This window comes from Paraburkholderia sp. J63 (assembly GCF_905220245.1).
In the GTDB taxonomy this organism is placed as follows: Bacteria; Pseudomonadota; Gammaproteobacteria; order Burkholderiales; family Burkholderiaceae; genus Paraburkholderia.
Map to the genome: position 1 here is coordinate 61,090 of NZ_CAJMZF010000018.1, position 13,307 is coordinate 74,396.

A 13,307-nucleotide genomic window follows, 5' to 3' on the forward strand; every position below is an offset into this window, starting at 1 on the left:
GCGGCGGGCGTTCCTTGCGTGCTGCGGTCCCAGCCCCCGGTCAGGAGGGGCGGCCCGGTGCTAAAACCTTGAATTTTACCGGATTGGCGCGGCGTTGAGACCGCGGCGGGGTTCCGCAAGGATTTCGGCGTCGATGCCGGGCCGCGGCGGCATCGATTGCCGATGCGCTCATGAAGAAGCGGCCGCCGCGCGCGGCGCTGCCGCTTCGCGCTCCATCAAGCCTTCTTGCGCCCCGGCCGGCCCGGCCCGAACGCGAAGCCGAACGCCAGCAACAGCAGCGACACGGCGATCACCGTGTTGTTGCCGCTCGTCACGTAGGGCGTGAAGCCTTGCGTGCCTTCCACGCGCACGTCGAGCGAGCCCACGGTGAAGGCGGGCAGACGCGCGATCACGTTGCCGTGCGCGTCGATGGCGGCCGTCGCGCCCGTGTTGGTCGCGCGCAGCATCGGCCGGCCGGTTTCGAGTGAGCGCATGCGCGCGATCTGCAGATGCTGGTCGAGCGCGATGGTGTCGCCGAACCAGGCGAGATTCGTCGAATTGATGAGGATGCCTGGCGAGACCGGGTTCTCGCGCACGGTGCGCGCAATTTCCTCGCCGAAGATGTCCTCGTAGCAGATATCGACGGCCACGGGCTGGTTGTGCACGAGGAACGGCGGCTGCACGGGCGCGCCGCGCGCGAAGTCGCCGAGCGGAATGTTCATGAGGTTCACGAACCAGCGGAAGCCCCACGGTACGAACTCGCCGAAGGGCACGAGATGGTGCTTGTCGTAGCGGTACAGGCCGTTCTGGCCCGGCGTGATGCCGAACAGGCTGTTGGTGTAGTCGACCACGCGCCCGTCCGGCGTGATCGTGCCGCCCACGGCGCCGAACAGGATCGAGGTGCCGGTGCCGTCGGCGAAGGCGCGCACGTCACGGCCGAACTTCTCCGGTATTTCCTGCATGAGCACGGGAATCGCGGTCTCGGGCGTGACGACGAGGTCGGCGGGCTTCTCGGTGATGAGCTTCTGGAATTCGCTGAGCGAGTCCACGAGGCCGGATTCGGAGAACTTCATCTCCTGCTTCACGTTGCCTTGCAGGAGGCGCACGTTCAGCGGCGCGTTTTCGGGATGCGTCCAGTTGACGAGCGGCAGCAGCAGGCCCGCGACGATCACGGCCACGGCGCCCAAAGCGGCCACAGCGGGCGTGGCGATGCCGTCAGGCGACGATCCGGCGGACGCGGGCGCATCCGGGCGCACCCTGCGCACATGGAGATGGATGAGCGCCTGCACGATCAGCGCGGCGACGAGCGCGAGCACCCAGCCCACGCCATAAACGCCGACGATCGGCGCAAATCCGGCGAGCGGCCCGTCCACCTGCGCGTAGCCGCTGGAAAGCCACGGGAAGCCGGTGAAGACATAGCCGCGCGCCCATTCGCCGAGCGCCCAGGCGCTCGCGAAGGCAAAGGCGCCGTGCCATGTCGGCGCAAACGGCAGCGTGTCCGTCTTCGATCGGTTCCGGCCGTTGCTCGCATGTCCCGCGCAGAACGACCAGACGAGCGCGGCAAGCGCGGGATAAAGGCCGAGGTAGAGCGAGAACAGCACGAGCGCCGCGCCCGCGAGCACGGCGGGCATGCCGCCGTAGAAGTGCATGCTCACGTAGAGCCACCAGACGCCGCTCACGAAGTTGCCGAAGCCGAACGCCCAGCCCGTGAAGAGCGCGCTCTTCCAGCCCGGGGTGCGCGTGAGCCAGAAGTAAAAGCCCGCGAAGATCGCGATTTCGAGCCAGCCGCCGTGCGGCGTGGGCGCGAACGAGAGCGTGTTGAGCGCGCCCAGCGCGGCGGCGGCCAGGTAGTGCCAGGCGGGCAGCGCGCGGCGTGCGGCCGCGTTGCCTGCGACATGGGTGGGGTCTGCGGCGCGCGCGCCGTCGCGCGTGCGGGAATCGATCGGTTCAGCCATGGATATGCTTGGGCGCTGCAGTCCGACTGCAGGGGCGCTCGGGGCGCGGGTTGCGGGTTTGTGCGAATGCTTGCGCGGTGCGAAGCGTTTGCCGCACGCGCTGTGCGTGCAGCGAGCGCAACGATAGCATTTTCGCGCGTCGGCAATGCATGGCGTCGGGGTCCGCCGTCTGGAGACGGTTTGGGGACCGATCGTGCGCCGCGCATGCCATCAAGCAAAACGCCGGCTGCAGGGGAACCGCGGGCCGGCGTCGTTCGATCTGCGCGCAAGGCGCGGGGCGTCAGGTCCCCGGCGGCTGCAGCGCGGCTTCGCGCTGGCCCGCGAGCGGGTCGCGGCGCACGAGCAGCATGTGCACCTGGCGCGCATCGGCGCGCAGCACTTCGAAGATCAGGTCATTGATGCGGACCTTTTCGCCGCGATGCGGCACGTGCCCGAAATGGTGCGTGACGAAGCCGCCGATCGTATCGACTTCCTCGTCCGGGAAATGGGTGCCGAACGCCTCGTTGAACTGCTCGATCTCGGTGAGCGCACGCACGCGGAAGCGCCCGTCGGGCGACGCGATGATGTTGCCGCTTTCCTCGTCGAAGTCGTACTCGTCCTCGATGTCGCCGACGATCTGCTCGAGCACGTCCTCGATCGTGATGAGGCCGGCCACGCCGCCGTATTCATCGACGACGATGGCGATGTGATTGCGGTTCTGGCGGAAGTCGTGCAGCAGCACGTTCAGGCGCTTGGACTCGGGGATGAACACGGCCGGGCGCAGCATGCCGCGCACGTCGAATTCCTCTTCGGCGTAGTAGCGCAGCAGGTCCTTGGCCAGCAGTATGCCGGTCACGTTGTCGCGGTTGCCCTCGTAGACCGGATAGCGCGAGTGCGCCTTGTCCAGCACGAAGGGGATGAATTCGTCGGGGGTCTCGGCGATGTTGATCGCATCCATCTGGGCGCGCGGCACCATGATGTCGCGCGCGCAGAGCTCGGACACCTGGAACACGCCTTCGATCATCGAAAGCGAATCGGCGTCGATCAGATTGCGCGCGTGCGCGTCCTGGAGGATTTCGAGAAGCTCGCTGCGCGAGTCGGGCTCGGGCGAGATGAAGTCGGTCAGCCGCTCGAGAAGGGAGCGCTTTTCCTGCGGTTTGTCGGTTTGTCGTCGACTGGGATAGGAGTCGTTCATGGTGGTGCGTCCTGGGCCTCTTGATGGCCGGACGCGCTGTTGCGGATGGGAAAGGATACAACATGCGTGTGGCAGGCCCGTGTAGGGCAAGCCCGCAGATCAATCCTAACGCAGATGCGGGGCGATCGGGGGCGGGCGCGCCGGCGAGGGCGTCTTCGCTCACAGGCGCCGGGCGACGCTGCCGGCAGTCGGCGGCTACCGTGAGCGCGGTTAGCACAGCTCGCCGATTTATGGGGCTCGGACTTTGGCGATTTCCATCTTGAGTTTGATGGGGATCGTTTTCACTGGGATGTTTGACATTTTCCTTTCAGGGAAAGGTCTCTAATGCGAACCTTCGCGCGGGACTCGATCGTTCCGCGTGGCGTTGGCCGGGCATGCAGCCCGGTTCAGGTGCGTAAGGAGATCCATTTTGCTGGCGTTATCGAAAAAACATACCAGGGAGCGCGCGAGGCGGTGCGCGGCGTGGCTCATGCCGCCGCTGTTCGCCACGCTGATCGTCACGTTGTCCGGCTGCGCGACCGAGGCGTCGCGCGCGCTGCCCGTCCCGGAAGTGGCGGCGTCGCGCACGCCCTACGCGGGCAAGCCCGTGGCGGTCGCCGTCGGCAAGTTCGACAACCGGTCGAGCTACATGCGCGGCATTTTCACGGACGGCATCGACCGTCTGGGCGCCCAGGCCAAAACCATTCTGATCACGGCGCTCCAGCAGAGCGGGCGCTTTAACGTGCTCGACCGCGACAACCTCGACGAGATTCGCCAGGAAGCCGGTTTCACGAAGCAGGCGCAGGCCGTGAAGGGCGCGCGCTACATCCTCACCGGCGACGTGACCGAGTTCGGCCGCAAGGAAGTCGGCGACCAGCAACTGTTCGGCATCCTCGGGCGCGGCAAGAGCCAGGTGGCGTACGCGAAGGTCAGCCTCAACGTCGTTGATACGGTGACGTCCGAGGTCGTCGCGTCGGCACAGGGCGCGGGCGAATACAGCCTGTCGAGCCGCGAGGTGATCGGCTTCGGCGGCACCTCGGGCTACGACTCGACGCTCAACGGCAAGGTGCTCGACCTCGCCATCGAGGAGGCCGTCAATCACCTCGCCGAACGCGTCGACGCGGGCGCGCTGGCCGCCGGGAAATAACGGCGGCATCTATCAATCCGGTTAGAACGAGAGACCAACACATGACCAGCAACATCATCACGCGGCCGCGCGCCGGCGTGCCGCTCGGGGTCGCACTGGCCGTCGTGGGCGCGCTGCTCGCGGGCTGCGCGGCGCAGAAGCCGCAAACGCTCTATCAATGGGACGCCTATCAGCCGCAGGTGTACGCGTACCTGAAAGGAGAAGCGAGCCCCGAACAGCAGATCGGCTCGCTTGAACAGGCGCTACAGCAAATCCGCGCGAAGGGCAACCGGCCGCCGCCCGGCTTCCATGCTCACCTGGGCGCGCTGTACGCCAGCGTCGGCAAGGGCCAGCAGGCGCAGCAGGAACTGCTGGCGGAAAAGGCCGCCTTCCCCGAGTCGTCCGCCTACATGGACTTTTTGCTGAAAAATCTTTCGAAGTAAGCGACCGATCATGCTCAAGTTTTCCTCACTCAAATGCCTGCCGGTGCTGGCGGTGGCCGCCATGCTCGCGGCGTGCGCGGGCCTGCAGAAGCCGGCCAGCTACGACTACACCGCGTTCAGGAGCGCCAAGCCGAAATCGATTCTCGTGCTGCCGCCGCTGAACGAGACCGCCGACGTGAACGCCACGAACGGCATGCTTTCGCAAATGACGATGCCGCTCGCGGAGTCCGGCTACTACGTGATGCCCGTTGCCGAAGTGGCCGAGACCTTCCGCCAGAACGGCGTGACGATGGCCGCCGAGATGCAGGCCACGTCGCCGAAGAAGCTGCATGAGATCTTTGGCGCCGATGCGGCGCTCTATACGAAGGTGACGCAGTACGGCTCCGTCTATCAGGTCGTGGACGCCAATACGGTCGTGGCGGCGTCGGCGAAGCTCGTCAGCCTCGACAACGGCGATGTGCTTTGGGAAGGCAGGGCAAGCGCCAACGGCAAGGAGCTCGGCAACGTGGACTTTGGCAGCGGCAGCATCGTCGGCATGCTGGTGCAGGCGGCCGTCAAGCAGGTTGCGCATTCGCTCTCCGACGAGAGCCAGAAGGTGGCGGGCTTGACGAGCGAGAAGCTGTTGTCGGCTGGGCAGCCGAATGGGTTGCTCTATGGCCCGCATTCGCCGAAGTACGGCAGCGATTGAAGCCCGCTCACGCGCAGCGCGCGAGCAGCCGCTCCAGCGCCCGGTCGGGCATGCCGCTCTCGCGCAAGGCTTCCACGGTGCGCCGCACGTAGTCGAGCGTCGTGCCGTAGCGGCCCGCCGCGCAGCCGAACACCTGGCGCACCGTGTCTTCGCCGAGCTTGCCGGTATAGGTGGGCACGTCGCGGCGCATGACGAAGGCGAGTGCCGCGACGCGCCGGCCGTCCGCGAGCGCGCAGGGCAGCCAGGCGGGGCGATACGATCCCATCGGCATTTCGCGGCGCCAGAGCGCTTCCAGATGCGGCATCACGCCATCGGCGGCGAGCCGGAACGCCACGCCGGCGCACGAGCCGCCACGGTCGAGCGCGAGCACGAGGCCCGGTTGCTCGGGCGTGCCGCGATTCACGCGCGACCACAGATAGAGTCCGCGATGGTAGCCGTGCACGCGCGAGCGTACGTTTTCGACGGTCGGCAGGCCCGGATTCCAGATCAGCGAGCCATAGCCGAACAGCCAGAGGTCGCTCGTGCCATCCCACTGCCGCAGCGTGCAGTCGAGCGACACGCGCAGCTCGTCTTCGGTGAGCAGGCGCGATTCGCCGAGCGCCGGCGGATAGCCTGGGCAAGGCAGCGCGACGACACCTGCGGGCGCCCCGCCAGAGGGCGCTCCGCCAGAGGGCGCCCCGCCAGAGGGCGCCCCGCCAGAGGGCGCCCCGCCAGAGGGCGCACCACTTTCCACCAGCGGGTCGGAAACATCACCGGAATCGTTCGCGCGCTTGTCGTTCATATCGGACGGGGTCGGGCGGGAAGGGTGAGGCGCGGCCTTATTTATACGGATCAGGAAAGCCAAGCGAGTTGAGGACTTCGGTTTCGATGCCTTCCATCTCTTCGGCTTCGGCCTCGTCCTCGTGATCGTAGCCTTGCGCGTGCAGCGTGCCGTGCACGAGCAGATGCGCGTAGTGCGACGAAAGCGGCTTGCCCTGCTCGGCGGCTTCCTTCTCCACCACCGGGCAGCAGAGGATCAGGTCGCCGGTCACGGGGTCGTCCTCGCTTTCGGCGTAGGCGAAGGTGAGGACGTTGGTCGCGTAGTCCTTGCCGCGATACGTGCGGTTGAGCGTGCGGCCTTCGTCGGCGTCGACGAAGCGCACGGTCAGCTCGGCGTCGGCGAACAGGGCGGCCTTCACCCACGCCGCCACGGTCGCCCGCGGCAGCGCGGCCTTGTGCTCGGGAAACGCCTTCGCGGCGGGGAACTGCAGGTTCAGTTTGAGTTTCGGTGCGCGGGCCATGGGTGCGGGCTTCTTTATCGGCGCGAATGCGGGCTTCGATGCAGGCTCGATCTCGCGCATCAGCGCGCGTCGCCGTCGCCTTCGTCCTTCTTCGAGTGCGCGTCGTAAGCCTCGACGATACGCGCGACGAGCGGATGGCGCACGACGTCGGCGCTCGTGAAGCGCGTGAGCGCGATGCCGCGCACATTCTGCAGCACCTGCTGCGCCTCGATCAGCCCGCTCTTGTGGCCGCGCGGCAGGTCCACCTGGGTGGTGTCGCCGGTCACGACGGCCTTCGAGCCGAAGCCGATACGCGTCAGGAACATCTTCATCTGCTCGGGCGTGGTGTTCTGCGCCTCGTCGAGGATGATGAACGCGTGATTGAGCGTGCGGCCGCGCATGTAGGCGAGCGGTGCGATCTCGATCATCTGGCGCTCGAACATCTTCGCGGTCTTGTCGAAGCCGAGCAGGTCATAGAGCGCGTCGTACAACGGACGCAGATACGGGTCCACCTTCTGCGCGAGGTCACCGGGCAGGAAGCCGAGGCGCTCGCCCGCTTCCACGGCCGGACGCGTGAGCACGATGCGCTTGACCTGGTCGCGTTCCAAAGCGTCCACGGCGCAGGCCACCGCGAGATAGGTCTTGCCCGTGCCCGCCGGCCCGATGCCGAACGTCACGTCGTGCGAGATGATCTGCTTGAGGTACTCGCGCTGCGCGGGCGTGCGGCCGCGCAGGTCGGCGCGGCGCGTGTAGAGCTTCGGACCGAGCTCCTCGACATCGACGCCTTCGTGCGCGGGCTCGTCGAACGGGTGATCGGGGTCGCCACGGAAGCGCGGATCGATCTCGGCGTCGGCGCCGTTGCTGCCGCCGCTGTTGCCACCGCTGTTTCCTCGGACGCCGCCATTGCCATTGCCGCGCGGATCGTTGGCCGGGTTGCCGGGGTGCCGCGCTTCGACGAGCGCGAGCTGGATGTCGTCAACGGAAAGCGGATCGCGCGCCTGGTTGTAGAAGTTTTCGAGCGCGGCGAGCGCGAGTTTCGCGCCGCGGCCGCGGATCGTGATGCGATGGCCGCGTCGCGCGAGAGTCACGTCGAGCGCTTGCTCGATCTGCCGCAGGTTTTCGTCGAGCGGGCCGCAGAGATTCGCGAGCCGCGCATTGTCGTCGCGCGGCGCGGTGAATTCCAGATGCTGCTGATTGGGCTTCAAGGTGTCAGTGAACTCCGTTCAGGCGCCGCTTTAGTGCGGGAGCGCCGAAGTGTCCTCGTGCGCGAGGACGAGCTCGCCGCGCAGCGAGTGCGGGTAGGCGTGGTTGATCTTCACGTCGATCATCTGGCCGGTCAGGCGCGCGTGCGAGGCGAGCGGCGCCGGGAAGTTCACGACGCGATTGTTCTCGGTGCGGCCCGAGAGTTCGCTCGGGTCCTTGCGCGACGGACCTTCCACCAGGATGCGCTCGATCTTGCCGACCATCGACTGGCTGATGCGCTGCACGTTTTCTTCGATCGTGGCCTGCAGGTGCTGGAGGCGCTTGAGCTTGACTTCGCGCGGCGTGTCGTCGTGCAGGTTCGCCGCGGGCGTGCCCGGACGCGGACTGTAGATGAACGAGAAGCTCGTGTCGTACTTCATCTCGTCGACGAGCGCCATGGTCTTCTCGAAGTCCTCTTCGGTCTCGCCGGGAAAGCCGACGATGATGTCCGTGGAAAGCGAGAGATCGGGGCGAATCGCGCGCAGCTTGCGGATCACCGACTTGTATTCGAGCACGGTGTAGCCGCGCTTCATCGCCATGAGCACGCGGTCCGAGCCGTGCTGCACCGGCAGATGCAGATGGCTCACGAGCTTCTCCACCTTCGCGTAGGCGTCGATCAGGCGCTGCGTGAATTCCTTCGGATGCGAGGTGGTGTAGCGGATGCGCTCGATGCCGGGAATGTCGGCGACGTATTCGATCAGCGTGGCGAAGTCGGCGATCTCGTGCGCGCCGGCCGTCAACGCACCGCGATAAGCGTTCACGTTCTGGCCGAGCAGCGTGACTTCGCGCACGCCCTGGTCGGCGAGGCCGGCAATTTCGGTGAGCACGTCGTCGAGCGGGCGCGAGACTTCCTCGCCGCGCGTGTAGGGCACGACGCAGTAGCTGCAATACTTCGAGCAGCCTTCCATGATCGAGACGAACGCGCTCGGGCCTTCCACGCGCGCGGGCGGCAGATGGTCGAACTTCTCGATTTCGGGGAACGTGATGTCGACCTGCGCGCGGCCCGAGGCGCGGCGCGCGTCGATCATCTGCGGCAGGCGGTGCAGCGTCTGCGGGCCGAACACGAGGTCCACATAGGGCGCACGCTGCACGATGGCCGCGCCTTCCTGGCTCGCCACGCAGCCGCCCACGCCGATCAGCAGGTTCGGATTCGCTTCCTTGAGCTCGCGCACGCGGCCGAGGTCGGAGAACACCTTTTCCTGGGCCTTTTCGCGCACCGAGCAGGTGTTGAAGAGAATCACGTCCGCGTCTTCGGGCGTGTCGGTTTTCACGAGGCCTTCAGCGGCGCCGAGTACGTCGACCATCTTGTCGGAGTCGTACTCGTTCATCTGGCAGCCAAAGGTCTTTACATAAACTTTCTTGGTCATCGGGGTCGCCGTTCGCAGTGGTTTACCTGGGGGCGTCGTCCGGTTGATGCACTCATGCACTTCAGGACTACGGTGATAAAGAGGGCTGAAACAGGGGGCCGGGCCGCGCGGGCCGTAGCGCAGTCCAGTCGGAGCGATTCGCGTGCTTCTACGTCTTCGCTTTTACGTCTTTTTGCCGCTTTTTTGTCACCTGTTCGCGGTGCGAATCGCCATTCAGCGCAATCCAGCATTATAGCCTTATGCGCCCGCGGGGTTGGGGCGGCGCGCTGCCCGCGGCGCATGGCTGCGCCGCCCGCCGGGCACCGCATCCTCGGTGCAGGGCACGAGCGCGTTCAGCTCGCCGGCGGTCTGTGCGAAGCGCTCGGTCAGGAAGTCGAGCAGCGCGCGCACGCGCGGCGCGAGAAAGCGGTTGCGGTGATAGAGCGCATGCAGCGGCGCGTCCGGGTAGCGCCAGTCCGGCATGACGATTTTCAGGCGCCCGGCGCGCAGATCGTCGGCCACGTCCCAGATCGATTTCACGGCGAGACCGTAGCCGCACAGTGCCCACTGGCGCGCCACGGCGCCGTCGGTGGTTTCGAGCGCGTCTTCCATCGGCACTGTCCAGGTCTGCGTTTGCCCGTCGCGCGTGAAGCGCCATTCGTTGACCGGTCCCGTCGCCGAGCCGATCACGATGCAATCGAACCGGGCCAGATCGCTGGGCTCGCGCGGCACGCCCATGCGCGCGAGGTAGGCGGGCGAGGCGCACAGCACGCGCCGGTTCGGCGCGAGCGGCCGCGCCACGAGCGAGCTGTCCGCCGGCGTGCCGAAGCGTATCGCGAGGTCGATGTCTTCGAGCACGAGATTCGAGAGCGTGTCGGTGAGCGTGAGCGCGAAGCGCACGTCGGGGTAGAGCGCGCGGAATTCGTCGAGCCACTGCATCAGCAGATTGCGCCCGAAGTCGGAAGTCGCCGAGATGCGCAGCTTGCCGCGCACCGCGTTCTGGCCCTCCTGAAGGGCGGCCTTGGCGTCGTCGAGCGAGCGCAGCGCGTGCTCGCTGCAGGTCAGATAGAGCCGGCCTTCGTCCGTGAGCCGGAGCTGGCGGGTCGTGCGCTCGAACAGGCGCGCGCGCAATTCCGCTTCGAGCCGCGCGAGCCGGGCGCTTGCCGCGGCAGGCGTGAGCCCGAGCTTGCGGCCCGCCGCCGAAAGGCTGCCCAGGCGCGCGGCTTCCACGAAGAGGCGCACGTCGCCGAGATTGTCCATGGCGATTATTCGATGGAAATTGAAAATGCTTCAAATGCTACGCCAATTATCAAATTGGCGAGCGGCCGCGACAATGCGCGTGTTTTCGAGGCTGTTCAAGGCTGTAATCCGGAGATTTCGATGCCCATCCCCTTGCTTGCGCTGGCGATCAGCGCCTTTGCCATCGGCACCACCGAGTTCCTCATCATGGGCCTGCTGCCCGACGTGGCGCGCGATCTGCACGTGACGATTCCCGCCGCGGGTCTGCTCGTGACGGGCTACGCGCTCGGCGTCGCGGCCGGCGCGCCGCTGCTCGCCGTGCTCACGAGCCGCATGCCGCGCAAGCTCGCGCTGCAACTGCTGATGGGCGTGTTCATCGTCGGCAACGTGATGTGCGCCGTCGCCGGCAACTACGCGCTGCTGATGGTCGCGCGCGTCGTGGCCTCGTTCGCGCATGGCTCGTTCTTCGGCATCGGCGCCGTGGTCGCGGCCTCGCTCGTGCCGCAGGACAAGCGCGCGAGCGCCATCGCGATGATGTTCACGGGCCTCACGCTCGCCACCGTGCTCGGCGTGCCGTTCGGCACGGCCATCGGCCAGCAGTTCGGCTGGCGCGTGGCGTTCTGGATCGTGAGCGGCCTGGGCGTGGTTGCGCTGATCGGCGTGACGGCGCTCGTGCCTAATCTTCACGACATCGCGCCCGCGAAGCTCGGCCACGAAGTGCGCGTGCTGCGCGACCCGCAAGTGTGGCTCGCGCTCGGCATGACGGTGCTCGGCTTTGGCGGCGTGTTCGTCGTGTTCACCTACATCGCGCCGATTCTCGAGCAGGTGAGCGGCTTCTCGCCGCGCGGCGTCACGCTGATGCTCGTGCTGTTCGGCGTGGGTCTCACGCTCGGCAACATGCTCGGCGGCAAGCTCGCGGACCGCGCGCTCATGCGTTCGCTGATGGGCATTCTCGCGGCGCTCGCGGTGGTCATGGCCATTTTCACGAAGACGAGCCACGCGAGCGTGCCCGCCGCGATCACCGTGTTCGTGTGGGGCGTCGCCGCTTTTGCCACGGTGCCGCCGCTGCAGATGCGCGTGGTCGCGAAGGCGTCGGCCGCGCCCAATCTCGCGTCGACGCTGAATATCGGCGCGTTCAATGTGGGCAACGCGATGGGCGCCTGGCTGGGCGGTCTCGCCATCGCGCACGGCGTCGCGCTTGCGGCGCTACCCTGGGTGGCCGCGGCCGTCGCGCTGGGCGCGCTCGTCCTGACCTGGACGGCGGCGCGTCTGGACGCGCGCAAGGCGCCGCTGCGCGCCACGGGCGTGGCCATGCGGCAGGACGCCTGCTGAGCGGCGCGGGCGGCCGATGGCGGTTCGCGCGTCGTCATGGCGGCGGCAGGGCGCGCGGCGCGCGCATATATCGCCGCAATGCAAAAGCATTCCCGAAATCGCGCTCTGCAATGCTGATAACAGTGTGAAGATAACTTCGTTGGGCGCGGCCGGACGCGATGCTAGTCTTGCCTCCATTCAAGCTTTTGCGCCGTTTGACGGCGCGCCTCGGAGGCTGCCATGCATTCAACACTCGCGTTTGTGATGGACGCGCAGGTCGATCGTCCGGTCACGCATCGGAGTGCGAATCATTTTTCTGGCGATCATCCAACCCGCGACGCTCACACCGATCGCGCAACTGACGAGCGCGATGCGCAGGCTTTAGCCGCGCATTCTGCTTCGCAGGCCAGTGCGGCCGCGCCCACCGACGGTTCTTTCGATGGGCTCGAATATCTCGTCGGCGTGAACCTCGCGCGGCTGCGCGCCGAGCGCCAGCTCTCGCTCGACGCGCTCGCCCGCGCATCGGGCGTCTCGCGCGCGATGCTCGCGCAGGTGGAGTCCGCGCGCAGCGTGCCGTCGATCAAGGTGCTCTGCAAGGTGGCGGCGGCGCTCAAGGTGTCGGTGTCGGCGTTCCTGCGACGGCACGCGGTGAGCGGTTTCGAGCATTTGCCCGCCGAACGCGCGTCGCGCCGCGTGAGCGCCGATGGCCGTTTTTCGGCGCGCGCGCTCTATCCCGAGGACGGCCCGGCCGTCGCCGAATTCCATGAGCTGCGCATCGCGCCGCTGCATACGGAGCCGGGCACGCGCCGCGCGCCGGGCACGACCGTGAACCTCGTGGTGAGCGAGGGTACGCTCGAGGTCAGCGTGCACGACCGGCGCCAGTTGCTCGCGACCGGCGATGCCATCGTCTTCGACGCGGATCAGCCGCACAGCCTGCGCAACCCCGGCGACACCGAAGCTCGTGTTTTTCGCGTGACGCTCAACGCCGAGACGCCGCCGCGCTGGGACGCGCCGCTGCCCGGCGATACGCGCGATGCGCGCGATACGCAGCCGGCTGTGCCCGCAAGCCCGGCATGAGCGCGAGTTTGCGCAGCGCGGCAAACGTCGTCCGCTTCACGATAGCCGCTCGCACGCGAGCGCCAACGGCGCGTGCGGCGTTCCCGCCCCGCACGGGACGCGGCGCGCGCCGGCTGTCTACGGTTTTTTTTCCGCGCTGCACGACGGCGCGCTCTGTTGTATTCTTTGTCCGCCGGTTCAACCGGTAATCAGTGCGTCTTCAGGGCGGGGTGAAATTCCCCACCGGCGGTATGCCGGCCGCGCCGCAAGGCAAGGCCGACGAGCCCGCGAGCGCCTGCGCGAAGCCTTTCGCGCAGGGTCAGCAGATCTGGTGCGATGCCAGAGCCGACGGTCATAGTCCGGATGGAAGAAGATGTGCAGATGGTCATGTTTGCCCATCCGCCGCGGCTTTTCGGCCTGCGCCGGCCTTTCGCGCGATGTTTCGGCGTCGCGCTCCGGCGGCGCGTGCCCGACGTCGCGCGCCGGGGATTCCTGTCTGTTTGCAATGCC

The 13,307-nt window shown here is 67.2% G+C and carries 12 protein-coding genes and 1 riboswitch; of the genes, 5 read left to right on the forward strand and 7 right to left on the reverse strand.

Annotated elements, in window-relative coordinates:
- Window positions 1-215: 215 nt before the first annotated feature.
- A complete protein-coding gene (gene lnt, locus U5775_RS20180; RefSeq protein ID WP_322059860.1) occupies window positions 216-1,934 on the reverse strand; it encodes an apolipoprotein N-acyltransferase in 1,719 nt (572 codons plus the stop codon).
- A 280-nt stretch (window positions 1,935-2,214) separates the two neighbouring features.
- Window positions 2,215-3,108 (reverse strand): HlyC/CorC family transporter, encoded by an 894-nt coding sequence (locus U5775_RS20185; RefSeq protein WP_322059861.1) that lies wholly within the window; start codon window positions 3,106-3,108, stop codon window positions 2,215-2,217.
- A 469-nt stretch (window positions 3,109-3,577) separates the two neighbouring features.
- Here U5775_RS20185 and U5775_RS20190 point away from each other — a divergent pair, with 469 nt between their 5' ends.
- The 3 genes from U5775_RS20190 to U5775_RS20200 are packed head-to-tail and all read left to right on the forward strand — an operon-like array spanning window position 3,578 to window position 5,344.
- Window positions 3,578-4,234, forward strand: a complete 657-nt coding sequence (locus U5775_RS20190; protein ID WP_322059862.1) for a CsgG/HfaB family protein — start codon at window positions 3,578-3,580, stop codon at window positions 4,232-4,234.
- Between the two features lie 41 nt (window positions 4,235-4,275).
- Complete coding sequence (locus U5775_RS20195; protein ID WP_322059863.1) at window positions 4,276-4,656, forward strand: DUF4810 domain-containing protein; 381 nt, start codon at window positions 4,276-4,278, stop codon at window positions 4,654-4,656.
- Window positions 4,657-4,666: 10 nt separating this feature from the next.
- Window positions 4,667-5,344 carry a DUF799 domain-containing protein gene (locus U5775_RS20200; RefSeq protein WP_322059864.1) on the forward strand — a complete coding sequence of 226 codons (678 nt, stop codon included), beginning with the start codon at window positions 4,667-4,669 and terminating at the stop codon, window positions 5,342-5,344.
- 7 nt (window positions 5,345-5,351) lie between these two features.
- Here the strand turns inward: U5775_RS20200 and U5775_RS20205 are convergent, their stop codons facing one another.
- The 5 genes from U5775_RS20205 to U5775_RS20225 all read right to left on the reverse strand — a co-directional run bounded on the left by U5775_RS20205 (window position 5,352) and on the right by U5775_RS20225 (window position 10,451).
- Window positions 5,352-6,125, reverse strand: a complete 774-nt coding sequence (locus U5775_RS20205) for a gamma-glutamylcyclotransferase (RefSeq protein ID WP_322059865.1) — start codon at window positions 6,123-6,125, stop codon at window positions 5,352-5,354.
- Window positions 6,126-6,162: 37 nt separating this feature from the next.
- Window positions 6,163-6,624: an rRNA maturation RNase YbeY gene (gene ybeY / locus U5775_RS20210; protein WP_322059866.1), complete on the reverse strand. Its 462-nt coding sequence runs from the start codon at window positions 6,622-6,624 to the stop codon at window positions 6,163-6,165.
- Between the two features lie 59 nt (window positions 6,625-6,683).
- Window positions 6,684-7,808, reverse strand: coding sequence for a PhoH family protein (locus U5775_RS20215; RefSeq protein ID WP_322059867.1), 1,125 nt, complete (start codon window positions 7,806-7,808; stop codon window positions 6,684-6,686).
- Between the two features lie 30 nt (window positions 7,809-7,838).
- Window positions 7,839-9,212 (reverse strand): tRNA (N6-isopentenyl adenosine(37)-C2)-methylthiotransferase MiaB, encoded by a 1,374-nt coding sequence (miaB, locus tag U5775_RS20220; RefSeq protein WP_322059868.1) that lies wholly within the window; start codon window positions 9,210-9,212, stop codon window positions 7,839-7,841.
- A gap of 237 nt (window positions 9,213-9,449) precedes the next feature.
- The gene (locus tag U5775_RS20225; RefSeq protein ID WP_322059869.1) at window positions 9,450-10,451 is read right to left on the reverse strand and encodes a LysR family transcriptional regulator; all 1,002 of its coding nucleotides are present in this window, start codon (window positions 10,449-10,451) and stop codon (window positions 9,450-9,452) included.
- A 120-nt stretch (window positions 10,452-10,571) separates the two neighbouring features.
- Between U5775_RS20225 and U5775_RS20230 the strand changes: the two genes are divergently transcribed.
- Window positions 10,572-11,762, forward strand: coding sequence for an MFS transporter (locus U5775_RS20230; protein ID WP_322059870.1), 1,191 nt, complete (start codon window positions 10,572-10,574; stop codon window positions 11,760-11,762).
- Between the two features lie 219 nt (window positions 11,763-11,981).
- Window positions 11,982-12,818 (forward strand): XRE family transcriptional regulator, encoded by an 837-nt coding sequence (locus U5775_RS20235; protein ID WP_322059871.1) that lies wholly within the window; start codon window positions 11,982-11,984, stop codon window positions 12,816-12,818.
- A 191-nt stretch (window positions 12,819-13,009) separates the two neighbouring features.
- Window positions 13,010-13,176, forward strand: a riboswitch (FMN riboswitch).
- Window positions 13,177-13,307: the final 131 nt, after the last annotated feature.